The 23830-nt window shown below is 67.8% G+C and carries 22 protein-coding genes; 15 read left to right on the top strand and 7 right to left on the bottom strand.

Annotated features, from left to right (window positions below; translation table 11 throughout):
- Positions 1-59 precede the first annotated feature (59 nt).
- The 4 genes from glgX (at position 60) to KIT89_RS09760 (ending at position 7185) form a co-directional block, all read left to right on the top strand.
- Positions 60-2231 carry a glycogen debranching protein GlgX gene (glgX, locus tag KIT89_RS09775; protein WP_297603953.1) on the top strand — a complete coding sequence of 724 codons (2172 nt, stop codon included), beginning with the start codon at positions 60-62 and terminating at the stop codon, positions 2229-2231.
- Positions 2228-4573, top strand: a complete 2346-nt coding sequence (gene treY, locus KIT89_RS09770) for a malto-oligosyltrehalose synthase (protein ID WP_297600911.1) — start codon at positions 2228-2230, stop codon at positions 4571-4573. The genes glgX and treY overlap by 4 nt, the downstream gene beginning before the upstream one ends.
- On the top strand, positions 4566-6401 hold the full coding sequence (gene treZ, locus KIT89_RS09765) for a malto-oligosyltrehalose trehalohydrolase (RefSeq protein ID WP_297600908.1): 1836 nt from the start codon (positions 4566-4568) through the stop codon (positions 6399-6401). The genes treY and treZ overlap by 8 nt, the downstream gene beginning before the upstream one ends.
- Positions 6402-6468: 67 nt before the next feature.
- Positions 6469-7185: a hypothetical protein gene (locus KIT89_RS09760; protein WP_297600905.1), complete on the top strand. Its 717-nt coding sequence runs from the start codon at positions 6469-6471 to the stop codon at positions 7183-7185.
- Here KIT89_RS09760 and KIT89_RS09755 read toward each other — a convergent pair.
- From KIT89_RS09755 to KIT89_RS09745, 3 genes are read right to left on the bottom strand one after another with little or no spacing between them, the layout of a single operon-like run.
- A complete protein-coding gene (locus tag KIT89_RS09755) occupies positions 7150-7653 on the bottom strand; it encodes a hypothetical protein (RefSeq protein ID WP_297600902.1) in 504 nt (167 codons plus the stop codon). The genes KIT89_RS09760 and KIT89_RS09755 overlap by 36 nt on opposite strands.
- Positions 7650-8447 carry an isocitrate lyase/phosphoenolpyruvate mutase family protein gene (locus tag KIT89_RS09750; protein WP_297600899.1) on the bottom strand — a complete coding sequence of 266 codons (798 nt, stop codon included), beginning with the start codon at positions 8445-8447 and terminating at the stop codon, positions 7650-7652. The genes KIT89_RS09755 and KIT89_RS09750 overlap by 4 nt, the downstream gene beginning before the upstream one ends.
- Positions 8448-8457: 10 nt before the next feature.
- On the bottom strand, positions 8458-8814 hold the full coding sequence (locus KIT89_RS09745) for a hypothetical protein (RefSeq protein WP_297600896.1): 357 nt from the start codon (positions 8812-8814) through the stop codon (positions 8458-8460).
- 92 nt (positions 8815-8906) lie between these two features.
- On the opposite strand from KIT89_RS09745, the gene KIT89_RS09740 reads away from it, so the two are divergent.
- On the top strand, positions 8907-9395 hold the full coding sequence (locus tag KIT89_RS09740; RefSeq protein WP_297600894.1) for a MarR family winged helix-turn-helix transcriptional regulator: 489 nt from the start codon (positions 8907-8909) through the stop codon (positions 9393-9395).
- Positions 9396-9416: 21 nt separating this feature from the next.
- Here KIT89_RS09740 and KIT89_RS09735 read toward each other — a convergent pair whose 3' ends face one another.
- The gene (locus KIT89_RS09735) at positions 9417-10841 is read right to left on the bottom strand and encodes an MFS transporter (protein WP_297600891.1); all 1425 of its coding nucleotides are present in this window, start codon (positions 10839-10841) and stop codon (positions 9417-9419) included.
- Between the two features lie 105 nt (positions 10842-10946).
- Between KIT89_RS09735 and KIT89_RS09730 the strand changes: the two genes are divergently transcribed.
- The 9 genes from KIT89_RS09730 to KIT89_RS09690 all read left to right on the top strand — a co-directional run bounded on the left by KIT89_RS09730 (position 10947) and on the right by KIT89_RS09690 (position 20472).
- Positions 10947-11492 carry a TetR/AcrR family transcriptional regulator gene (locus KIT89_RS09730; RefSeq protein ID WP_297600888.1) on the top strand — a complete coding sequence of 182 codons (546 nt, stop codon included), beginning with the start codon at positions 10947-10949 and terminating at the stop codon, positions 11490-11492.
- Positions 11489-12196, top strand: a complete 708-nt coding sequence (locus KIT89_RS09725) for an ATP-binding cassette domain-containing protein (protein WP_297600885.1) — start codon at positions 11489-11491, stop codon at positions 12194-12196. Before KIT89_RS09730 ends, KIT89_RS09725 begins: the two co-directional genes overlap by 4 nt.
- On the top strand, positions 12193-12960 hold the full coding sequence (locus KIT89_RS09720; protein ID WP_297600882.1) for an ABC transporter permease: 768 nt from the start codon (positions 12193-12195) through the stop codon (positions 12958-12960). Before KIT89_RS09725 ends, KIT89_RS09720 begins: the two co-directional genes overlap by 4 nt.
- A 145-nt stretch (positions 12961-13105) precedes the next feature.
- Entirely contained in the window at positions 13106-14983 is a 1878-nt protein-coding gene (dnaK, locus tag KIT89_RS09715) for a molecular chaperone DnaK (protein WP_297600880.1), read from the top strand.
- Positions 14984-14985: 2 nt separating this feature from the next.
- Positions 14986-15663 carry a nucleotide exchange factor GrpE gene (locus KIT89_RS09710; protein WP_297600877.1) on the top strand — a complete coding sequence of 226 codons (678 nt, stop codon included), beginning with the start codon at positions 14986-14988 and terminating at the stop codon, positions 15661-15663.
- 7 nt (positions 15664-15670) lie between these two features.
- Positions 15671-16645, top strand: a complete 975-nt coding sequence (locus KIT89_RS09705) for a DnaJ C-terminal domain-containing protein (protein WP_297600874.1) — start codon at positions 15671-15673, stop codon at positions 16643-16645.
- Positions 16646-16659: 14 nt separating this feature from the next.
- Positions 16660-17076, top strand: a complete 417-nt coding sequence (locus KIT89_RS09700) for a helix-turn-helix transcriptional regulator (protein WP_297600871.1) — start codon at positions 16660-16662, stop codon at positions 17074-17076.
- A gap of 13 nt (positions 17077-17089) precedes the next feature.
- Entirely contained in the window at positions 17090-18196 is a 1107-nt protein-coding gene (locus KIT89_RS09695; protein ID WP_297600868.1) for a methyltransferase, read from the top strand.
- A 116-nt stretch (positions 18197-18312) separates the two neighbouring features.
- The gene (locus KIT89_RS09690) at positions 18313-20472 is read left to right on the top strand and encodes an AAA family ATPase (protein ID WP_297600865.1); all 2160 of its coding nucleotides are present in this window, start codon (positions 18313-18315) and stop codon (positions 20470-20472) included.
- A gap of 9 nt (positions 20473-20481) precedes the next feature.
- On the opposite strand, the gene KIT89_RS09685 is transcribed toward KIT89_RS09690, so the two are convergent.
- Entirely contained in the window at positions 20482-21132 is a 651-nt protein-coding gene (locus KIT89_RS09685; RefSeq protein ID WP_297600863.1) for a LysE family transporter, read from the bottom strand.
- 48 nt (positions 21133-21180) lie between these two features.
- Positions 21181-22176, bottom strand: a complete 996-nt coding sequence (locus KIT89_RS09680; RefSeq protein ID WP_297600861.1) for an LLM class F420-dependent oxidoreductase — start codon at positions 22174-22176, stop codon at positions 21181-21183.
- 225 nt (positions 22177-22401) lie between these two features.
- Between KIT89_RS09680 and erm the strand changes: the two genes are divergently transcribed.
- Entirely contained in the window at positions 22402-23235 is an 834-nt protein-coding gene (gene erm / locus KIT89_RS09675) for a 23S ribosomal RNA methyltransferase Erm (RefSeq protein WP_297600860.1), read from the top strand.
- Positions 23236-23246: 11 nt separating this feature from the next.
- On the opposite strand, the gene KIT89_RS09670 is transcribed toward erm, so the two are convergent.
- Positions 23247-23810 (bottom strand): DJ-1/PfpI family protein, encoded by a 564-nt coding sequence (locus tag KIT89_RS09670; protein WP_297600858.1) that lies wholly within the window; start codon positions 23808-23810, stop codon positions 23247-23249.
- Positions 23811-23830 lie beyond the last annotated feature (20 nt).

Below are 23830 nucleotides of genomic sequence, written 5' to 3'. Positions count from 1 at the left end.
CTAGGGGCAGATATGTACCCCGTTCGAGGGGTACCGTCGAAATCATGGGGGGCTTGACTTTGAACACGTGGCCGGGAAATGCTTATCCGTTGGGGGCTACCTTCGACGGTAGCGGCACCAACTTCGCACTCTTCAGCGAGGTGGCTGAGCGGGTTGAACTGTGCCTCTTCGATGACGATCGAGTCGAGACTCAGATCGAACTCATCGACGTCGACGCCTTCGTCTGGCACGCCTACCTTCCGGGGGTGCAACCCGGTCAGTGCTACGGCTACCGCGTGCACGGGCCGTACGACCCGTCGTGGGGTCAGCGGTGCGCTGGTGAGAAACTGCTGCTCGACCCCTACGCGAAAGCCGTGCACGGCGAGGTCGATTGGGATGAGTCGCTGTTCGCCTACCGGTTCGACGACCCGAACCAGCGCAATGAGGCTGACTCGGCGGCGCACGCGATGCTCGGGGTCGTCGTGAACCCCTACTTCGACTGGGCGGGTGACCGAGCGCCGGGCATCCCGTACAGCGAGAGCGTCATCTACGAAGCGCACGTCGCGGGCCTGACCCGCACGCATCCAGAGGTGCCCGAAGCGCTACGCGGCACCTACGCGGGTGTCGCACACCCTGCCATCATCGACCATCTGCAGCGACTCGGTGTCACGGCGATCGAGCTCATGCCGGTGCATCAGTTCGTGCACGATAAGCACCTCGTCGATCAAGGGCTGTCGAACTATTGGGGCTACAACACGATTGGCTTTCTGGCTCCGCACAACGCCTACTCGTCGAGCGGCGATCGCGGTGACCAGGTCTCTGAGTTCAAGACCATGGTGCGCTCGCTGCACGCGGCGGGAATCGAGGTCATTCTCGACGTGGTCTACAACCACACGGCGGAGGGCAACCACCTGGGCCCGATGCTGTCGTTCAAGGGGATCGACAACGCGGCGTACTACCGTCTCGTCGACGACGACCCCCAGTACTACATGGACTACACGGGAACAGGCAACAGCCTCAATGTGCGGCACCCCCACTCGCTGCAGCTCATCATGGATTCGCTGCGCTACTGGGTGACCGAGATGCACGTGGACGGGTTCCGCTTCGACCTCGCCTCGGCGCTCGCGCGCGAGTTCTACGATGTCGACCGCCTCGCCGCCTTCTTCGACCTCGTGCACCAAGACCCGGTGGTTTCGCAAGTGAAGCTCATCGCCGAGCCCTGGGATGTCGGGCCCGGCGGCTACCAAGTGGGCAACTTTCCGGCGCAGTGGACGGAGTGGAACGGCCGCTATCGCGACACGGTGCGCGACTTCTGGCGCGGGGAGGAGGGCACGCTGGGCGAGTTCGCCGCGCGCCTGACGGGCTCGGCCGATCTCTACGAGAACTCGGGTCGTCGCCCGGTCGCGTCGATCAACTTCATCACCGCGCACGACGGCTTTACGCTCACTGACCTGGTCTCGTACAACGAGAAGCACAACGAGGCGAACGGTGAGGGCAACGCTGACGGAGATTCGCACAACCGGTCGTACAACATGGGCGTCGAGGGGCCGACCGACGACCCGACGATCACGGCGCTGCGCGCTCGCCAGGTGCGCAACCTTCTCGCGACGCTGCTGCTGTCGCAGGGCGTGCCCATGATCTCTCACGGCGACGAGCTCGGACGCACCCAGAACGGCAACAACAACGTCTACGCGCACGACTCGCCTCTCTCGTGGATCAACTGGTCGACGGCCGATGCCGCGCTCATCGAGTTCGTCGGATCAATCGCGCGGCTGCGGCGCGAGCATCCGGTCTTCCGGCGCACCCGATTCTTCGACGGTCACCCGACGCGCAGGCACGCGACCGAACCGGTGGCTGACATCGTCTGGCTGCGCCCAGATGGGTCAGCGATGGACGAGTCAGACTGGGACGCCGGCTTCGGGCGCTCGGTCGGCGTCTATCTGAACGGTCACGGCATTCGAGAACGGGATGCTCGAGGCGAGCCCATCGTCGACCGCTCGTTCCTCGTGTACGTGTCGGCACACGACGAGCCCGTCGAGGTGACGCTGCCGAGCGCCGAGCACGGTGCGCGCTGGGAGCGACTCGTCGACACCTCGGGCATCGACGGCGCGCCCGTCGTCGAGGCTGGGTCGCAGTTCACGCTCTCGGCGATCAGCCTCGTGGTGCTGCGCGAGTGGATGGAGGTCGAACCGACCCTCGACGACTCGGTGGCCGACTCGCTGTCGACTGCGGCGACGGGAGCCGAGGCATGAGCGCCCGACGGCTGCCGTTGTCGACCTATCGGGTGCAAGTGTCGGCCGGGTTCACGCTCGACCAGGTGGCAGGCCTTGCCGACTACGTGCACGCGCTCGGTGCCGACTGGGTGTATCTGTCGCCAGTGCTGCAGTCGACGCGGGGGTCGACGCACGGCTACGACGTCGTCGACCACTCTGTCGTCGATGCTGAGCGCGGGGGCGCCGAGGGTCTCGGCCGGGCGGTCGCGGCCGCGCGAGAGCACGGTCTCGGAGTGCTCGTCGACATCGTGCCCAACCATGTGGGGGTCGAAGACCCGCGCCAGAACAACTGGTGGTGGCAGCTGCTGCGCACGGGCCAGACCGGCCCCATGGCCGAGGCCTTCGATGTCGATTGGCAGTTCGGCGGCGGGCGCATCCGGTTGCCGGTGCTCGGCGACGACCTGCCGACGGTCATCGCCGCGGGGCACATCACGCTGCTCGCTGATGCGGTTCGCGTCTACGAGACCGAATACCCGCTCGCCGAAGGCTCGGCCGATGACGTGGAAGCTCTCGCGGCGGCCGGCCCTGCCGAACTGCGCCGCGTGCTCGAGCGCCAGCACTACGAGTTCGTGCAGTGGACGCGTGCCGACGCCGAACTGAACTACCGGCGGTTCTTCGCCGTGAACACTCTGGCGGCGATTCGCGTCGAAGTGCCCTGGGTCTTGGAGGAGAGCCATCGTGAGATCGTGCGGTGGGTGCGCGAGGGCCTTGTCGACGGCATTCGCGTCGATCACCCCGACGGCCTCCGCGACCCCGGCGCCTATCTCGACGATCTGGCAGAACTGACAGAACATGCCCCCGTGTGGGTCGAGAAGATTCTGGAGGGCGACGAGCCTTTGCCCGGTCACTGGCAGACGGCTGGCACCACCGGCTACGACGCTCTCGCGTCGATCGATCGCGTGCTCGTCGACCCCGCAGGGCGGGTGCCGCTCAGTCGACTCGATGCGCGTTTGCGCGGCTCAGAGTCGGTCGAGAGTTGGTCGACGATGATCCGGTCGACGAAGCGACGCATCGCCGACACCATTCTGCGCAGCGAAGTTCTGCGACTCGAGCGCGAGCTTCCTCGCCCGATCGAGAGCGCTGCCGATGCGTTGGCCGAAGTTCTCGCGTGCTTTCCGGTGTACCGCTCGTATCTGCCCGTTGGGCTCGATAACCTGCATGACGCCATCGCAGAGGCGCGGCGGTCGAGGCCTGACCTGAGCGTGGCGCTCGATGCGTTGACTCCTGTGCTCAGCGACCCGGCGCAACCGGCGGCCCTGCGATTTCAGCAGACCAGCGGCATGGTCATGGCGAAGGGCGTCGAAGACACCGCGTTCTATCGCTACTCGCGGCTGGCATCGCTGACCGAGGTGGGGGCAGATCCGTCAGAGTTCGCGATCGACGTCGACGAGTTCCACCGACGGCAGGCGCATCGGCAGGGCTCGTTTCCGGCGTCGCTCACGACCCTGTCGACGCACGACACCAAGCGCGGCGAAGACACGCGTGCCCGCATCACCACACTGGCTGAAGTGCCAGATCGTTGGGGTGCGGTGCTCGTCGCCGTGCGCGAGCGGGCTCCGATGGGCGATGGGCCGTTCGAGAACATCGTGTGGGAGTCGCTCGTGGGCGCGTGGCCGCTCAGTCGCGAGCGCGCCCACGCCTACGCCGAGAAGGCGGCCCGCGAGGCGGGAACAGCGACGAAGTGGGCGGCGCCCGACGAACGCTTCGAGGCGCGGATGCACGCCGCCGTCGATGCCGCCTTCGACGATGTGACTACTCGGGCCCTCATCGAGTCGTTCGTCGACGACGTCGCGGCGGCCGGATGGTCAAACGGCCTGAGCGCGAAGCTGCTGCAACTGACGGGCCCCGGCATTCCCGATGTCTATCAGGGCAGCGAGTTGTGGGAGACGAGCCTCGTCGACCCCGACAACCGTCGCCCGGTCGACTACGACGTGCGCCGCTCGATGCTCGCGCGACTCGACGCCGGCGAGCTTCCGCCCGTCGACTCGAGCGGAGCCGCCAAGCTACTCGTCACAAGCCGCGCGTTGCGGGCGCGTCGTGACCGTGCCGAGCTCTTCACGCGGTATGCACCGTTGCCGATCGTGGGGTCGACAGCAGATCACGGCATCGCCTTCGATCGCGGTGGGGCGGCGACTCTCGCGACTCGCCTGCCCCTGGGCCTCGCGCGCGCAGGAGGCTGGGGCGATGCCGTCGTCGTGCTGCCGCACCGTCCCGTCGTCGACGTCATCACGGGGGCGCGATTCGACGGCGGCGAACTGCCCCTTGCTCGCCTACTCGATCGCTACCCCGTCGCCCTGCTGCTCGAGGAGAAGCATGATTGACCGCACGCACCACGTCGACGCCCGTGTCTGGGCACCGCACGCTGAGACGGTTGAGCTGCACCGCGAACGCGGCGCCGATGCCGAGCGCGTGCCGATGGCCGCCACCGGTGGCGGGTGGTTCACCGCCCTCGCGGCGCTCGAGAGCGACGACCGCTACGGCTTCGTGCTCGACGACTCGGTGCACCCGCTTCCCGACCCGCGCTCGCGCCGACAGCCCGACGGCGTGCATGGTTTGAGCGCCCTCGACGATGCGAACACACACGACTGGGCAGACCAGCACTGGCGCGGTCGCCAGCTCGCCGGAGCCGTCATCTACGAGTTGCACATTGGCACCTTTACCCCCGGCGGCACGCTCGACTCGGCCATCGAGCGTCTCGATCACCTCGTCGAGCTCGGCATCGATATCGTCGAAGTGCTGCCGGTGAACGCCGTGAACGGCACCCACAACTGGGGCTATGACGGCGTTCTGTGGTTCGCCGTGCACGAGCCGTACGGCGGGCCCGCCGCGTATCGTCGCTTCGTCGACGCGTGCCACGCTCGCGGGCTCGCGGTCGTGCAAGATGTGGTCTACAACCACCTCGGGCCGAGCGGCAACTACCTACCCCGCTTCGGGCCGTACCTGCATGATGCGAGTGCCAACACCTGGGGAGACTCGGTCAACGTCGCGCACCCCGAAGTGCGGCGATACGTGCTCGACAACCTCGCGATGTGGTTCGACGACTTCCATGTCGACGGCCTGCGGCTCGACGCCGTGCACGCGCTGGTCGATGACGCCGACGACCACATTCTGCAGGCGATGGCGGAAGAGACGGATGCCCGCTCTGCGCACCTCGGACGTCCCCTGACCCTCATCGCCGAGAGCGACCTCAATGATCCGCGGCTCATCATGCCTCGCGAGGCGGGCGGCTACGGTCTGACAGCGCAGTGGAGCGACGACCACCACCACGCGATCCACACTGCAGTGTCTGGTGAGTCGGCGGGCTACTACGCCGATTTCGCCACTCGAGATGCACTCGCCACGACGACCGAGCGAGGGTTCTTCCATGCGGGCACCTACTCGAGCTTTCGCGAGCGTGATCACGGGCATCCGATCTCGCCCGAAGTGCCGATGTGGCGACTCGTGACGTGCGCGCAGAATCACGACCAGATCGGCAATCGGGCCGCGGGCGATCGCTTGTCGGCGCTCGTCGACGACGACTCGCTCAGCATTGCGGCGGTGCTTTCGCTGACGAGCCCGTTCACACCCATGCTCTTCATGGGGGAGGAGTGGGGTGCGTCGACGCCGTGGCAGTTCTTCACCTCGCACCCCGAGCCCGAGCTCGGTCGCGCAACGGCGCAAGGTCGCCTCGACGAGTTCGTGAAGATGGGCTGGGACGAGTCAGTGGTGCCAGACCCCCAAGACCCGGCTACGTTCGAGCGTTCGCGACTCGACTGGGCAGAACGCGAGAACGGCGCGCACGCGCGCTTGCTCGACCTGCACCGCGAGCTCATCGCTCTGCGGCGGGCTACGCCCGAGCTCACCGACCCGCGCTTCGCCCACACGTCGGCAGCGAGTTCAGGAGCCGATGAGGCCGCGCCCCCCGAAGCGTTCCGCATGCTGCGCGGCGCAGGTGTCGATGACCCGGCCGCGGGGCTCGTCGCTGTGTGCGTCGCTTTCGAGCGCGAGACCGTCATGGAGTTCGCCGTGGCGATCGCTGAGGGCCGCCCCGCGGCGATGCCTGAGGTGCTGCTCACCACGGGTGAAGCGGTGCTGCATGTTGACGTCGCGAACCAGGTCGCGCAGCTCGAGCTGCCAGCTCGGTCGGCGGCGATCGTGAGAGTGCGGTGAGGGGCCGCACCTGAGTGCAGGCTGTGCGATTCACGCCCGGCCATCAACGCCTATGGGAGGGTGACACATGAGAAAGTTCACTACGTCGGTATCAGTGGCACTGTTGCTGCTCGTGCTCGCGGGTTGCATTCGCTTTCAAGCCGACCTCACGATCAGCGCGAACGACACGGTCTCGGGCTCGGTCGTCGTCGCTGTCGTCATCAACGACGACGCCGAAGACGGCGAGGCGGTCGCCGCCGAGCGAGCGCAGCAGCTCGAGCAGAGTCTCGTGCCCGCCCTCAGCGGAACCGTCGGCGTCACGCGCACCGCGTACACCGATGACGGCTACGTGGGCTCGCGATTCGAGCTTCGAGACGCCCCGCTCAGCGCCTTCGCCGACAGCGGCAACGCTGAGAATCTGACGATCGTGCGCTCGGGCGACCGCGTGGTGGTCTCTGGCGTCATCGATTTCACCGATGAGGGCAGCGAGGCTCCCGCAGAACCAATTGATCCGGATGCTGAGGCCGAGTCGAGCGGAGACATCACCGTGTCGGTGACCTTCCCCGGCGAGGTGCTGTCGCATGACGGCGCGCAGAGCGGTCGCACCGTGACGTGGACGACCGAATTCGATCGTCCCATCACGCTCAACGCCGAGTCTCAGGTTGACGAGGGCCCCGACCTCACCCTGCTGTGGGTCGGCATGATCATTGCGCTACTCATCGCCATCGTTATGCTGCTGGTCGTGCTGCGTCTGCGTCGACGCTCACGCTCACAGGCCGCCGGCGAGGCCGATCGCCACGAGTAGCAGCACGGGAGCGAGCCCGAGGATGATGCTCACGCCGAGGGCGAGGGTCGCGATCGCGCGGCCGCCGAGTTGGGGTGCCGCGCGAAGTGCGAGCACCGCGGCGAGGGCGGTGAGCACGGCGACGAGTGCGGCGATCGCGAGTGCGGCGAGGGTGACGGTCAGCGGGTCGACTCCTGGCAGGGCGACGAGACCGGTGCTCGTCAACGTCTGCAGCACGAAGACTGCGATCGTCGCGACGATACCGATTCGGGCGAGGCGCGCGGCGCGATTCGGCCCCGGCCGCAGACTGCGAGCGAGGTCGGGTGTGAAGGCCGAGAACGGGTCGGGCTCTCGGTGCGGGCGACCCCGCAAGTCGGTGCCATCCCACCACTGTTCGTAGCCGGGCCGCTCGAGCAGGGGCTGCCAGCCCGGCGCGAGCTGGTCGTCGTCAGCGTCGTCGTGCTCGTTGCTCACCGGTTCAGTGCTCACAACTCGTAACGGTAGCCGAGCTCGGCGGGGTACTCGCCCCGCGCGGTGAGCTGCGCCGTGGCTTCGGCGAGGTGCTTCAGGGTCAGGCCGAGAACTTGGGGACCGAACGAGATGCGCCCCACGCCCAGTTCGGCGAGCCGCTCGAGCGACAGGTAGCCCGGGCGGGCGAACACTGCCACAGGCGCGCGAACCTCGGCCACAGCATCCGCCACCTGCTTTTCGGTGCCCAGCCCGAGCATGAAGATGCTCGTGGCGCCCGCGTCGACGTAGGCGTTCGCTCGCTCGATCGCTTCTCCCCACGCTTCGGGGGCACCCGCGAGAGTGTCGGTGCGCGCGTTGATGGCGAGCGGAACACCCGCCGCGTCTGCGGCTGCACGCGCTGCGGCCACGCGAGCGGCCGCCTCGTCGATCGGTCGCAGCGCGCTCGTGGCTCCGTCGAGCGAGTCTTCGATGTTGAGCCCCGCGGCGCCCGCCTCAATGAGTCGAGCGACGTTGTCGCGCACTCCCTCGGCGTCGGGGGCGTAACCCCTTTCGAAGTCGACGCTCACGGGCAACTCGGTGGCCGCGGTGATGCGGGCGGCGGCGCTCAGCGCCAGGTCGACGCTCATGCGCTCTCCGTCGTCGACGCCGAGTGAGAAGGCCACCGCGTGGCTCGCCGTGGCGAGCGCACGCACGCCCGGAGTGCGGGCGACGATGCGCGCCGTCATGGCATCCCACACATTCACCACAATGAGCGGATCACCCGGAACGTGCAGTGCTGTCAGTGCGGCGGCCTTCTCGGCGGTAGTCGTCATGCGACTACTGTCACACGTCGGCGGGTTTTTCGCGCGCCTCGTGCTCGTGCTGGCAGTGCTCGTGCTGGTGAGCGTGGCCATGCCAGCCGCGGTGGTGCCAGCCGCGGTGGTGCCACTTGCGCTGGTGCACTCTGGGCCCGCGTCGCCCGCGGCCGAACGGCGGCCCATCGGGCCCGCCGTGGCTCTCATCCCAGCCCAGGTTGCGGGCCATCGTCTCGAGCGTGGTCATGGTGGTCTCGTAGTCTTCGTCGCTGATGCCCTCTCGAGCGGTCGCGTCGAGGTTGCGAGAGTACTCGCGAGCGAGTGCGTGCTTGCGTGCCCGGAGGGCGTGGATCCATCGACCGGGTGTGTCGTGCGTGTTCTTCATCGGTGCTCCTTCAAGAATTTGTATGTCAAGTGACATTGAATGTAACTGTACATACATCTCTGTCGAGTGTCAATCGATGTACCGTGACATGCATGGATGCCCGCCCAGACGACACCGACCCGATCGAGGCCATCGAGCGCGCGATCAGCGAGCTGCGCCGCTCGGGTGGTCGAGAGCGCCACCACCCGGGCCGCCCAGGCCCGCACGGGCCGTTCGGGTGGAAGGGCGGTCGCCACGAGCATCCCTTCGCGTCGATGGCGCGCTATCGCCTGCTCTCGGTGCTCGACCGTCTCGGCGACGGCGCGAGCGTCAACGAGCTCGCCGAGGCGATCCACGTCGATCAGCCGCGCGCGAGCCGCGTGGTCGCCGATTGCGTCGAGCGCGGCTTGGTGACGCGCTCGACTGACCCGACGGATGCCCGCCGCAGCGTCATCGCCCTCACCGACGCCGGGCGGGCCGTGCTCGACGAGCGCCGTCGCGAACGCCGTTCAGCCGTCGAAGCAGCCCTGCAGGGCTTCAGCGCCGGCGAGCGCAGGCAGTTCGCCGAGCTGCTTGCCCGATTCGTCGACGCCGCGCGCTAGGAGTGCGGCTCGGCGTGGGTGCTATGCCCTCGCAGCGAGCGGCGGTGCCTTCACGAACAGCAGCAGGATTCCGCCGACGAGCAGCACGAGCGCGATGCCGAGGATGCCGTAGAGGGTCTGGCTCGCCGCGACCGCGATGAACACTCCCCACAGCAACGACGCCATCCAGCCGGCCGCGCGACCGGTCGTGGCATAGAGGCCGAAGACTTCGCCCTCTTTGCCGGCGGGTGTGACTCGCGCGAGGAACGATCGCGAGGCGGCCTGTGCCGGCCCGACGAACATGGCGAGCACGAGGCCGGCTGCCCAGAAGAGCCCTGCACCGAGATCGGCGAAGAAGAACACGACGAGCGTGCACGCAACGAGGCCGAAGACTGAGACGAGTATCACGCGCTTCGGGCCGAAGTGGTCGTCGAGACGACCCGCGAGAATCGTCGAGACGCCGGCGACGATGTTGAGCGCGATGCCGAAGATCACGAGGTCGGTGAATCCGAACCCGAACACGATCGCCGCGATGACCGAGCCGAACACGAAGACCGCCGAGAGCCCGTCTCGGTAGACGGCGCTCGCCAGCAAGAACCAGAACGTCGGGCGCGTCTCTTTGTAGAGCCGGATGATGCTGCGCACCAACTCGACATAGCTGCGGAAGAAGCCGACCCGCTCGGCCTGGACGACCTTGGGGGGCTCGGGCACGCTGAGGAAGATGGGGATGGCGAAGAGGATCGTCCAGATCGTGCTGCCGAACGCGATGAGCTGGAAGGTCGACGCGGCGTCGCCGTCGAGCACGCCGCCGAGGATCAGCCCGACGACGACGGCGAGCGCGACGATGCCGCCGAGGTAGCCGAAGCCCCAGCCGAGGCCAGAGACCTTGCCGATCGACTTCGGGGTCGAGACCGAGATGAGCAGCGCGTTGTAGTTGACGTTGGCGATCTCGGCGAAGACGCTGCCGATCGCAATGAGAAAGACCCCGACGAAGAACCATTGGGCGCCTGGTTGCACGAAGGCCAGACCCAGCTGGGCGACGACGAGCAGCGCCGTGAAGACGAAGAGCGACATCTTCTGCCGCCCCGCCCGGTCGGCGCGCTGCCCGAGCACGGGCGCGAGCAGCAGAATGGCGAAGCCGGCGAGGGTGATGCCGAACCCGAGCGAGCTCGCCAGCTGCCCGAGGGCTGCTTCTTCGCCGGCGGTGCCCACCACCTCGGGGTCGACGAAGAACGTGCTCGTGAGATAGCTGGGCACCCACACGAAGGTGATGAGCACGGTGTTGAACGGCTGCGTCGCCCAGTCCCAGAACGCCCAGGCGAAGACGCGCTTGCGGGGCACCTGCACGCCGTCTTGCAGGTCGAGGCCCATGACGCCGACGGCGCCAGTGTTCGCCGTGACCGGAACGGTCTTGTCAGTGGGGTGGGGGATGGATCCGACCTCGTTGTCGGAAGGCTTCTCAGTCATGCGCTCACGCTACCCCGCACGGGTAAACGGGCGGTAGCGCTCAGGCCCACACAGATCGACGCGGTCGAGCTTGACCTCGCAAATGTTAGTGACTAACATTAGAGCGTGAACCGCACCGCTCAGACTCGTGCTCGCATTCAGCACGCGGCCGTCGATCTCTTCGAAGCACAGGGCTTCGCCGCGACCTCGGTGTCAGAGGTGGCCGAGCGCGCGGGAGTGAGCGAGATGACGGTGTATCGGCACTACTCGACCAAGGCGGCACTCGCGATCGACGACCCGTTCGACCCTCGCATCGTCGACGCCGTCGCGGCGCAGCCGAGTCAGCTGCCACCGATCGTGCGGGTGATGGATGCTCTGACGCTCGCCCTGCGCCACCTCGAGGTTGCCGACGACGAGTTCGCAGCACGTCGGGCGCGCATCGTCGCGACGACGCCCGAGCTCATCGGGCCCATCGCCGAGAACAACCTCGTGACGCAGAACCTCATCGCCGAGCAACTCGTGGCCGACGGCGCTGATGCTGTGCAGTCGCACGTCGCGGCGGCCGCGGTGCTCGCGGCGATCACGGCCGCCCTCACGCGCACGGTTGACGACGCACCGCAGCTCGCCCAGACCGTGGGCCGCGCACTCGACACCCTCAGGGCGGCACGATGAGCGCCGCCATGCTCGAGATCGATCGCGCTTCTGTTACCTATCGCGGCGGTGCGGGCATCGCAGAGGTCAGCCTGAGGGTCGACGCCGGCGAGATCCACGCGCTCGTCGGGCTCAATGGCGCGGGCAAGTCGACGCTCATGAGCGCCACGCTCGGCATGGTGCCGTTCAGCTCGGGCACCATCTGCATCGGGGGCCGAGGCATCGATCACGGGGTCGACTGGGGGGCCGTCGGCCACTACGTCGGCCGACCCTTCGCGTACCCAGACCACACGGTCGAGGGCACCCTGCGAGTGGCGGCAGAACTCGCCGATGCCCCTGCGGGCGCGGTTGACGACGTCATCGCCGAGCTCGCGCTCGAGCCCATGCGTGCCAAGCGCGTCTCGGCGCTGTCGTCAGGAAACCGCCAGCGCACCGGCATCGCCGCGGCACTGCTCGCGGCCCCGCGCTTGCTCGTGCTCGACGAGCCGACCAACGCGCTCGATCCGGCCGCGACGATCGCGCTGCGCGGCAGTCTGCGTGATCGCGCGGCCGCTGGCGCGGCCGTGCTCGTCTCGAGCCATCACCTCGATGAGGTCGCGCGCGTCGCCCATCGCATCACCGTCATCCACCGGGGCGGCATCGTTGGCGAGCTCGACCCCGGTGGGGCAGACCTCGAGCGAGCCTTCTTCTCGCTCGTCGCGCAGATCGATGGGGTGACCTGGTGAGCGCCATCGCTCGGGCGCTGCGCGCCGAGGTGCGCAAGCTTCGCGCGTCGCGCGTCGCCGCGATCGCCGGGTCTCTGCTCGTCGTCGGGGTCGTGGGCATCACCTCTGCCATGACGCTCGACATCGGTGCCGCACCCACCCTCGCTGGCGAGAAGTTCGCCGCATTCGCGGTGAGCGACGCCCCGAGCTTCGTCGCCGTCGCGACGCAGATTGCCGCAGTCGCCTCGCTGCTGGCCTTCGGCGTCTGCGCCGCGTGGATCACCGGCCGCGAATTCGTCGACGGCACGATCGCCGGCCTGTTCGCCCGCCCCACGTCGCGCTCGACGATCGCCTTCGCGAAGCTGATCGTGCACGTCGTGTGGTGCGCCGTGGTGACCGTGCTCGTACTCACGGCCATGGTCGTCGTGATGCTCGCCCTCGGCTACGGCTGGCCCGGGCTCGAGACCTGGGGTGCGATCGGCCGGCTCGGCACGGCGCTGCTCATCACGGCGCTGCTCAGCTCGGTGGCCTCGCTTGTCGCGACGCTCTCGCGCGGCTACCTCGCGCCGATCGGCGTCATCATCGCGCTCGTCGCCGCGAGCCAGGTGGCGGTGGTGCTCGGCGCCGGCGACTGGTTCGCCTTCTCGTCGCCCACCCTCTGGGCGATGTTCGGCGCAGACGGCGCGAGCATCGCAGGCCTCGTCGTCGCGGCGACCACGGGCCTGCTGCTGTGCGCGGCGACGGTCGCAGCGTGGCGCAGACTTCGGCTCGTCGCCGCAGCCTGACGTGCACCCGCCGCGGCTTCCTGAGAGTTGAGCCAGCACAACTCAAGTTTTCACCGCTCGACTTGACAGCGAGCATCCTGGATCTCAGACTTGATACAGCGCGACTCAACCTTTCGCGCTCCCCAGATCCAGAAGGAGCACCACCATGGCCCGTGCCGTCGGCATCGACCTCGGAACCACCAACTCCGTCGTCTCAGTTCTCGAGGGTGGCGAACCCACCGTCATCGCCAACGCTGAAGGATTCCGCACGACCCCCTCGGTCGTCGCCTTCACGAAAGACGGCGAAGTGCTCGTCGGCGAGACCGCGAAGCGCCAGGCCGTCACGAACGTCGACCGCACCATCGCGAGCGTCAAGCGCCACATGGGCACCGACTGGAAGGTCGAGATCGACGACAAGAAGTACACCCCGCAAGAGATCAGCGCGCGCACGCTCGCGAAGCTCAAGCGCGATGCCGAGCAGTACCTGGGCGAGAGCGTCACCGACGCCGTCATCACGGTTCCGGCCTACTTCAACGACGCCGAGCGCCAGGCCACGAAAGAGGCCGGTGAGATCGCGGGCCTCAACGTGCTGCGCATCATCAACGAGCCCACCGCTGCGGCGCTCGCCTACGGCCTCGACAAGGGCAAAGAAGACGAGCTCATTCTGGTGTTTGACCTCGGCGGCGGAACCTTCGACGTCAGCCTGCTCGAAGTGGGCAAAGACGACGACTTCAGCACCATCCAGGTGAAGGCGACTGCGGGCGACAACCGCCTCGGCGGCGACGACTGGGACAACCGCGTCGTCGACTACCTCATCAAGCGCTTCAAAGAGACCACGGGCGTCGACGTCACGAACGACAAGATCGCCAAGCAGCGCCTCAAGGAGGCCGCTGAGCAGGCCAAGAAAGAGCTCTCGAGCTCGACGAGCACGAGCATTCAGCTGCCGTACCTGTCGCTCACCGAGAACGGCCCCGCCAACCTCGACGAGACGCTGACCCGAGCCAAGTTCGAAGAGCTCACGAGCGATCTGCTCGACCGCACCAAGAAGCCCTTCGACGACGTCATCCGCGAGGCGGGCGTCAAGCTCAGCGACATCGCGCACGTCGTGCTCGTCGGCGGTTCGACCCGCATGCCCGCCGTCACCGAGCTCGTCAAGAAGCTCACCGGCGGCAAAGAGCCCAACAAGGGCGTCAACCCTGACGAGGTCGTCGCCGTCGGCGCCGCCCTGCAGGCCGGCGTGCTGAAGGGCGAGCGCAAAGACGTGCTGCTCATCGACGTGACCCCCCTGAGCCTCGGCATCGAGACCAAGGGCGGCATCATGACGAAGCTCATCGAGCGCAACACGGCGATTCCGACCAAGCGCAGCGAGACCTTCACGACCGCTGACGACAACCAGCCGAGCGTCGCCATCCAGGTGTTCCAGGGTGAGCGCGAGTTCACGCGAGACAACAAGAACCTCGGAACCTTCGAGCTCACCGGCATCGCCCCCGCGCCGCGCGGAATTCCGCAGGTCGAGGTCACCTTCGACATCGACGCCAACGGCATCGTGCACGTGAGCGCGAAAGACAAGGGCACCGGCAAAGAGCAGTCGATGACGATCACGGGCGGCTCGTCGCTCGCGAAAGAAGACATCGAGCGCATGGTGCGTGAAGCCGAAGAGCACGCCGCCGAAGACAAAGAGCGCCGTGAGAAGGCCGAGGTGCGCAACAACTCAGAGCAGCTCGTCTACTCGATCGAGAAGCTCATGACCGAGAACGCCGACAAGCTTCCTGACGACGTCAAGAGCGAAGTGCAGGCTGACGTGGATGCTCTCAAGACGGCCCTCGCGGGCGACGACGACGCCGCAGTGAAGTCGGCCTTCGACACCCTCAACGCCTCGCAGACGAAGCTCGGTGAGGCCATCTACAACGCCTCGCAGACCGAGCCGACCCCGTCGGCCGATCAGGAAGACGGCTCGTCGTCGGATGAGGATGTGGTCGACGCCGAGATCGTCGACGATGAAGACGAGCCGGCGAAGGACGACTCTGACAAGGACGCGAAGTAGTCATGGCGGCCAAGAAGCGCGACGACGACGAGCACGAGCCCGTCATTCGCGACAAGCGACGCATCGACCCTGAGACGGGCGAGGCGCGAGTGGTCGACGAGTCGCCACTGGCCGACGACGGCGCCCCCACCGACGCAGAATCGGTCGACGATCTGATCGCCGCCGAAGACGCCGACGTCGAGGTGTCTGAGTCGGGCGCCGGGCTGTCTGACGATCAGAGCCTCGACGCCGACATCGACCACATCTTGAGCGAGGCCGGGCAGCGCGAGATCGAAGAGTATCGAGACCGCGCCGCCCGAGCCGAGGCAGAACTGGCGAACTTCCGCACTCGCGTCGAGCGCGACCGCGCGGCGAATCGCGAGGCGGTCATCGCCGACGTGATCCGCTCGCTGCTGCCCGCGATCGACGATCTCGACCGCGCGGCCGCGCACGGCGACCTCGAAGGCAGCCCCCTCGAGCTCGTTGCGCAGAAGCTGCGGCAGGCGTTCGAGCGCTACGGTCTGACCTCGGTCGGAGTCGTCGGCGAGCCCTTCGACCCGGCGTTCCACGAGGCCATCGTGCAGCTTCCGAGTGCCGAGGCGACCACGCAGACCGTCGCAGACGTCATCGAGGGCGGCTACGCCCTCGGCGATCGTCTGGTGCGGCCCGCGAAGGTGGCTGTCTCGGTTCCGCAGGGGTAGGTGAGGCATGGCGAGCCAAGACTGGTTCGAGAAAGACTTCTATGCCGTTCTCGGCGTCACGAAAGACGTCACCGAGGCCGAGCTGAAGAAGGCCTATCGCAAGCTCGCGCGTCAGTTTCACCCAGACTCGAACCCGGGCGACGCGGCCGCCGAGGCGCGCTTCAAAGAGATCAGCGAAGCGCACTCGGTGCTGTCAGACCCCGCCCAGCGTGCCGAATACGACCAGTTGCGGGCGATGGGCTCAGGAGCCCGCTTCACGGCGGGTGGCGCTCCGGGCGGATTCGACGACGTGTTCGGCGGCATGTTCGGGGGCGCACCCGGCGGTCGACGCACGGCCCCCGGCGGATTCGACGACATCTTTGGCGGCATGTTCGGCAACGGCCGCTTCGGTCAGACGAGCGGCGGTTTTCGCGGCTATGGCGGGCCGACGAAGGGTCGCGATCAGTCGGCGAGCGTCACGCTCGACTTCATGACCGCCATTCAGGGCGACACCGTCACCCTCGAACGACCCGGCGGCGGCAAGCCCATTCAGGTGAAGATTCCTGCGGGAGTCGCCGATGGCCAGAAGATCCGCTTGCGCGGCAAAGGCGAGCGCAGCCCTGACGGCGGCGAGGCCGGAGACCTGGTGCTCACGGTGACGGTGCGCAAGCATCCCGTCTTCGAGCGAGACGGCACGCACTTGCGGGTCGATGTTCCGGTGACGTTCGTCGAGGCCGCCCTCGGCGCGACGATCGAAGTGCCCACGCTGGGCGGCGACCCCGTCAAGCTCAAAGTGGCGCCGGGAACCCCGAGCGGCAGGGTGCTGCGCGTCAAGGGGCGAGGGGTCGCCACCGCGAAAGGCACCGGTGACCTGCTCGCGACCGTGCAGGTGTCGGTGCCCTCGCACCTGAGCGCCGACGCGCAGAAGCACCTGCAGGCCTTCGCCGCCTCGGTGCCGAGCGACAACCCGCGCGACGAGCTGATCACCAGAGCACGAGGCTGAGAGAGGTGCAGGCCATGGACGAGAACAGCCCGATCTTCGCGATCGCCGTGGCCGCCGAGCTCGCCGGCATGCACCCGCAGACCCTGCGGCAGTACGACAGGCTGGGGCTCGTGTCGCCGACGCGCACGGCTGGTCAGAGCCGCCGCTACTCGATGCGCGATGTCATGCAGCTGCGCGAGATCGCCCGGCTCAGCGGCGAAGGCCTCAACCTCGAGGGCATCAAGCGCATTCTCGAGCTCGAGAACGAGGTGATCGCGCTGCGCGCGCGAGTGCGCGAGCTCGAGACCGCGCTCGCCGATGAGCTGCTGTCGCGCCCCGGCCGCCGCGTCTTCGCCGCTGGCGCCGAAGGCGACGTCGTCTCGATCAAGGCCGGCACGCGAGTGCAGAAGGCGAACCAGCTCGTCGTCTGGCGCCCCATGCGGCGCGGTTGACGTGCCCGGTGGTGTGAGCGCAGACCTCGACGCGCTGCTCGCGGGCCTTCGGCGGCGCCCCGACCTCGAGACCGCAGAGCTGCGCGCCTGGGATGCCGCCGACCGCTACCTGCTCGACACCGCAGCCCTGTTTCTCGCCACCCGCCCGGTCGAGGTCGTGGTCGTCGACGACACCCACGGAGCCCTCACGCTCGGCGCCCTCGCTCTCGGGGCACACCGAGTGCGCGTGCACCAAGACTCTCTCGTGGCCCAGCGAGCTCTCGTCGCCAATGCGGCAGGCGCGGGCGACTACTCGCAACATGCGCTCAGTGACGTGATGACGCCGGATGCCCGGCTCGCCCTCGTGCGCCTGCCGCGGTCGCTCGACCGCCTCGACGCGGTGGCACGCGAGCTGGCCGCTCGAGCGCACCCCGACCTCGTGCTCATCGCTGGCAACATGCACAAGCACATGACTCCAGCCCAGAACGAGGTGCTGCGCGCGAGCTTCGCGCAGGTCGAGGTGTCGCTTGCGCGGGGCAAAGCACGACTGCTCACCGCGCGCGGCCCGCGCGTGCTTGAGCCCCTGGCCCCGGCACGTGCCTTCGACCCCGATCTCGGGCTGCACGTGGTGGCCCATGCGGGGGTGTTTGCGGGAGCATCCGTCGATATCGGCACCCGAGCCCTGCTGCAGGCGGCCGACCAGTTGCCCGAGTACGGCACCGCGATCGACCTGGCCTGCGGGTCGGGCGTGATCGCCGCGGTGCTCGCCCGCCGGGCACCAGGCGCGCGCGTGATCGCGAGCGACGTGTCGGCGGTCGCCGTGGCGAGTGCTGCGCTCACCGCCGAGGCGAACGGGGTGGCTGTCGACACCGTGCACGATGACGCACTGTCGCAGCAGCCCGATGCGAGTGCCGACCTGATCATGCTGAATCCGCCCTTTCATGTGGGGGCCGCGGTGCACACCGGCGTGGCCCTGCGCTTGTTCGCCGACGCCGCGCGGTTGCTGCGGCCCGGCGGCCAGCTGTGGACCGTCTGGAACACGCACCTCGCCTATGCACCCGCGCTCGAGCGAGCAGTCGGCCCCACGCGGCAGGTGCGCCGCACTGCGAAGTTCACCGTGACGGTCTCACGAAAGCGGTGATCTCTCGGCGTCGTTCGCCGTGGGCGCACGCTCGTCGCGCTCGCTCTCTGGCATCTCACATCGCCGCGTCGTAAACTTGAGTCACACCGACTCAGGTTCAGCAACAGGAGCACACAATGGCCAACATGCAGGGCGCGCCCTCGAGCACCGACGAGCAGAAGTCTGCCCTCGAGCAGTACGGCGTCAACCTCACCGAGATCGCGCGGTCGGGCAAGCTCGACCCGGTCATCGGGCGTGACGCCGAGATTCGACGCGTCAGCCAGGTGCTGAGCCGTCGCACCAAGAACAACCCAGTGCTCATCGGCGAGCCCGGCGTGGGCAAGACCGCCGTCGTCGAAGGCCTTGCGCAGCGCATCGTTGCCGGCGATGTTCCAGACTCGCTGAAGGACAAGCAGCTCGTCGGCCTCGACCTCGCAGCCCTCGTCGCCGGTGCCAAGTATCGCGGCGAGTTCGAAGAGCGGCTCAAGGCCGTGCTGAAAGAGATCGACGAATCGAACGGCCAGGTCATCACCTTCATCGACGAGCTGCACACGCTGATGGGCGCAGGTGGCGGCGAGGGCTCGGTCGCCGCCGCGAACATGCTCAAGCCCATGCTCGCGCGCGGGGAGCTGCGCATGATCGGCGCCACGACCCTCAACGAGTACCGCGAGTACATCGAGAAAGACGCCGCGCTCGAGCGGCGCTTTCAGCAGGTGTTCGTGGGCGAGCCGAGCGTCGAAGACACGGTGGCCATTCTGCGCGGGCTCAAAGAGCGCTACGAGGCGCACCACAAGGTCACGATCGCCGACAGCGCTCTCGTCGCCGCGGCATCGCTCAGCAACCGCTACATCTCGAGCCGTCAGCTGCCCGACAAGGCCATCGACCTCGTCGACGAAGCAGCGAGCCGCCTGAAGATGGAGATCGAGTCGAGCCCCGTCGAACTCGACGAGCTCAAGCGCGCCGTCACGCGACTCGAGATCGAAGAGCTCGCACTCAAGAAGGAGAAAGACGAGGCGTCGAAGGCGCGGCTCGTGAAACTGCGTGAAGAGCTCGCCGAGAAGACGCAGCAGCGCGACGCCCTGCAGCAGCGCTGGGCTGCCGAGAAGTCGGGGCTCACCGCGGTCGGCGACCTCAAGACGAGGCTCAACGACGTGCGCATCGAGCTCGATCGCGCCATGCGCGAGGGCGACTACCAGAAGGCCTCGAAGCTCAATTACGAAGTGATTCCCGGCATCGAGCAGCAGCTCGTCGACGCCGAGAGCGTCGAGAGCGGGCCGCGCATGGTCAACGACCAGGTGACCGACGAAGACATCGCAGCGGTCGTCGCTGCCTGGACGGGTATTCCGGTCGACAAGCTCACCCAGGGCGAGACCGAGAAGCTGCTGACCCTCGAGGCCGAGCTCGGCAAGCGCATCATCGGGCAGCGCGACGCCGTCGTGGCCGTGAGCGAGGCCGTGCGCCGCACGCGGGCGGGCATCAGCGACCCCGACCGCCCGACCGGCTCGTTCCTCTTCCTCGGCCCGACGGGCGTCGGCAAGACCGAGCTCGCGAAGGCGCTCGCCGACTACCTGTTCGACGACGAGAAGGCGCTCATCCGCATCGACATGAGCGAGTACGGCGAGAAGTTCTCGGTCTCGCGCCTCATCGGCGCACCCCCCGGCTACGTGGGCTACGAGCAGGGTGGCCAGCTGACCGAGGCTGTGCGGCGGCGGCCATACTCGGTGATTCTGCTCGACGAGGTCGAGAAGGCGCACCCCGAGGTCTTCGACCTGCTGCTGCAGGTGCTCGACGACGGCCGGCTGACCGACGGTCAGGGCCGCACCGTCGATTTTCGCAACACCATCCTCATCCTCACCTCGAACCTCGGCTCGCAACTGCTCATCGACCCGTCGCTCGACTGGCCGTCGAAGGTCGCCGGAGTCAACGACATCGTGCGTCAGGCCTTCAAGCCCGAGTTCATCAACCGCCTCGACGACATCGTCGTGTTCTCACCGCTCTCGACTGACGACCTGGGGCAGATCGTCTCGCTGCAGATCGACCGTCTCGAACGTCGACTCACCGATCGTCGCCTGCAGCTGGCGGTGACGCCGGATGCCCGCACCTGGCTCGCCGAGCGCGGCTACGACCCCGTGTACGGCGCGCGCCCGTTGCGCCGGCTCATGCAGCACGAGATCGACGATGCTCTGGCTCGCGCCATTCTCGGGGGTCAGATCACCGATGGCGACGTGGTGCGCGTCGATGTGGCGCCTGGCGGAGACTCGCTCGCCGTCGAGCGCATGGATGTCCCTGAGCTGTAGTGCCTGACGTCAGGGCGCGAGCGCAGCGCGCACCGCGAGCGCGATGACGAGCGTGCCCCCGACGAGTGCCGTGACGCGCGCGCCGGTCGGCCCGGTGAGCACTCGCCCGACGACCGAGCCCGCAGTCGTGAGCAGCAACTGCCAACTCAACGAGGCGGCGAAGGCGGCGAGCACGAAGACGATGCGCTCGGGAGCCCCCGCATCCGCGGCGATCGTCGAGCTGCCGATGAGGGCGGCGAAGTAGATGATCGTGACCGGGTTGACGAGAGTGAGCACGCCGACGGTAACGAAGAGGCGTCGCGCCGTCACGCGCTTCTTCGCCGTGCCCGTCTTCTCATGCTGCACCTCAGCGGCAGCCACGGGGGCCGTGCGCCGCCGAAACGCCGGCCACGCCAGCACGATGCCGAGCACGATCAGCACGACCACCGAGACCCACCGCAGCGGCTCTTCGACGAGCGCGATGAGTGGTGCGATGACCGCTCCGGCCGTCACCGCCACCGTCGCGTAGATGCCGTCGACGGTCGCCGCACCGAAGGCTCCGCCCGCGGCGACCCTGGCTCCGTGCTGCGCCCCGAGGGTGATGAGCAGCGCCGCGATCGCCCCGACGGGAATCGCAATGGCATAGCCGGCGATGACCCCAGCAACGAGTGCGTCCAGCACGGTCATCCTCTCGATCGGGCCACCCGCGGCGCGACCGGCCCGTCGAGATTACTGCAGCGCGGGCACCACCTCGCGCTCGAACAGTTCGATGCCGCTCGTGTCGTAGGCGGCTTCGGCGAAGTAGTGGATGGCGTAGGTCATGCCGAGGGCTTCGCGCGCCCGCAGCTTCTCGATGACTTGCTCAGGAGTGCCCGCCAGCCCGCGCTCTGACCCCTGTCGCAGGTCGGCCACTTGTGCCGCGGCCCGTTCAGCGCCGACGAAGCGCGCCAGTCGGGCTTCGATCGCGTCGATGCGTTCTGCCACCTCGGCCTCATCGCGCCCGACGACGGTGTTGAAGTTCGACGACCGGGTGATCGCGTCGAAGCTCGTGCCGAGCCGCTCGCAGTGGCCGCGCAGCACGTCGCTCTTGTGGGTGAACTCTTCGGGCGTGCCGGTGAAGTTCGTGTACTGCGCATACTGCGCTGCGATGCGCAGCGTCACCTTCTCGCCGCCTCCGGCGATCCAGAACGGGATGCCCTGCTTCTGCACAGGCAGCGGCCGAACGATCGCGCCGTCGACCTGGTAGTAGCGGCCGTCGAGTGTCGCCGTGCCCTCCGACCACGCCTGGCGCATGATCTGCACTCCCTCGTCGAGCATGCGCAAGCGGTCGCCGATCTCGGGAAAGCCGTAGCCGTAGGCGTTCCACTCGTGCTCGTACCACCCGCCGCCGATGCCCATCTCGACCCGTCCGGCCGAGACGTGGTCGACCGTGGCCGCGACCTTCGCGAGGTACGCGGGATTGCGGTATCCCATGCACGTGCACATCTGTCCGAGGCGCACGCGCTCGGTGATGGCGCCGAAGGCCGCCATGAGGGTCCAGGCCTCGTGCGTCGCCTCGTCGCTCGGCACTGGCACGGTGTGAAAGTGGTCGTAGACCCAGATCGACTCCCAGGGCCCAGCGTCAGCGTGCTGGGCGAGACCCTTCATCACCCCCCAGTGCTCGTTCGGGTCGATCTCGACCAGGTCGTGCCGCCAGCCTTGGGGAATGAAGAGTCCGAATCGCATGACCCAACGCTACGCGGCGAATCGCGTCGCGGTGCTATCGTCGACCACATCATGGATACCTCGATCTTGATCCGGTTGCGCCGCCGCTGACGGCGAGCCGACGACCGACTCACCCTTTCGACGCGACTCACATCGCGAGTCTTCGCTCTGCTCGACCGTTCTTCCCGGTCATCGCTGTGTCAGCCTCTGTGCGCTGCGCAGCACCCTCTCAGCAGTGGAGCAGCCATGTCTCGTCGACGCCATTCATCGTCATCACCTCGCCAACCTGACTCCCGCGCCCCCCGTGCGGGTCACCCGCCGAGTCGCCGCCATGACCTCGGCCAGAACGACCTCATCGACCGTGCTGCCATTCAGGCGGTCGTCGAGCGCGTGGCCGCGACGCGCGGCCCGATCGTCGAGCTCGCGGCCGGGCTCGGCCGGCTCACGGTGCCGCTCGCGGCGCTACGGCGGCCGATCACCGCACTCGAGCTCGACCCTCGACGCGCTACGGCGTTGCGCGCGCGGGTTGCGGCGCACGTCACGGTCGTCGAAGGCGATGTGCTGCGCGCCACGCTGCCGACGTCGCCGTTCGTGCTCGTCGGCAATCTGCCGTTCCACCTCACGACCGCGATACTGCGGCGAATCCTCAGCGCCGATCACTGGTCGAGAGCGGTGCTCATCATGCAGTGGGAGGCTGCCCGCAGGCGTGCGGGCATCGGAGGTGGGAGCCAGCTCACGGCGCAGTGGCTGCCCTGGTTCGAGTTTCATCTTGATAGACGCATCGCGTCGACCGCATTTCGGCCGAGGCCAGCGGTCGACGCCGCGCTCTTGCTCATCGACCGCCGTCGGTCGCCGCTCGTTCCGGCGCACGGGCTCATGGCCTATCAGCGCTGGGTCGCGTCAGTCTTCGCGGTGCCGGGAACAGCAGCGATCGCGCTCGCGCAGGTCGACCGCGCATCACGGCGCCTGGCGCGCGATCGCTGCCGCCGCCTCGGCATCGACCCTGATCGACCCGTGTCTCGCATCACCGCAGAGCAGTGGGCGAGGCTGTGGGCGGAGCGCAGGGTGAGCGGTGAGTAGATGACGTCACGCTACGCGGGAACGCGTGCGGCGAGCACCCCTAGGAATGCGCCGATCCAGAGGCCGTTGTCTGGCCAGGCCCGGCCGGTCACGAGATTGCGATCGACGACAGCCGGGCCATCTTCGAACGTGCCGCCTCCGAGCTCAACATCGATCGCGAGTTCGGGGTAGGCCGACGAGGTGCGGCCGGCGAGGGTTCCCGCGGCGGCGAGCAAGAGCGGCCCGTGGCACAGCGCGGCAACGGGGGCGTCCTTCTCCATGAAGTGACGCACGATGCGCTTGGCGTCGTCGTTGTTGCGGATGAACTCGGGGGCACGGCCACCGGGCACGACGAGACCCACATAATCGTCGACCTGCACGTCGGCGAAGGCGAGGTCTGCCTGCCACGTGTGGCCCGGCTTCTCGGTGTAGGTGTCGAATCCGTCGACGAAGTCATGCACCACGAACTGCAGGCGCTTCTTCTCGGGGGCGGCGATGTGCACGTCAAACCCGGCCTCTTGAAGGCGGTGATACGGGTAGAAGACTTCCAGCGTTTCCGCGGCGTCTCCGGTCAGCATCAGAATCTTCTCGCTCATGGGGGCGACCTCTCTGTCTG

The organism is Microcella sp. (assembly GCF_025808395.1).
Classification (GTDB): Bacteria; Actinomycetota; Actinomycetes; order Actinomycetales; family Microbacteriaceae; genus Microcella.
The sequence above is the reverse complement of the archived record's forward strand: the minus strand, read 5'-3'. Positions and strand labels throughout refer to the sequence as shown.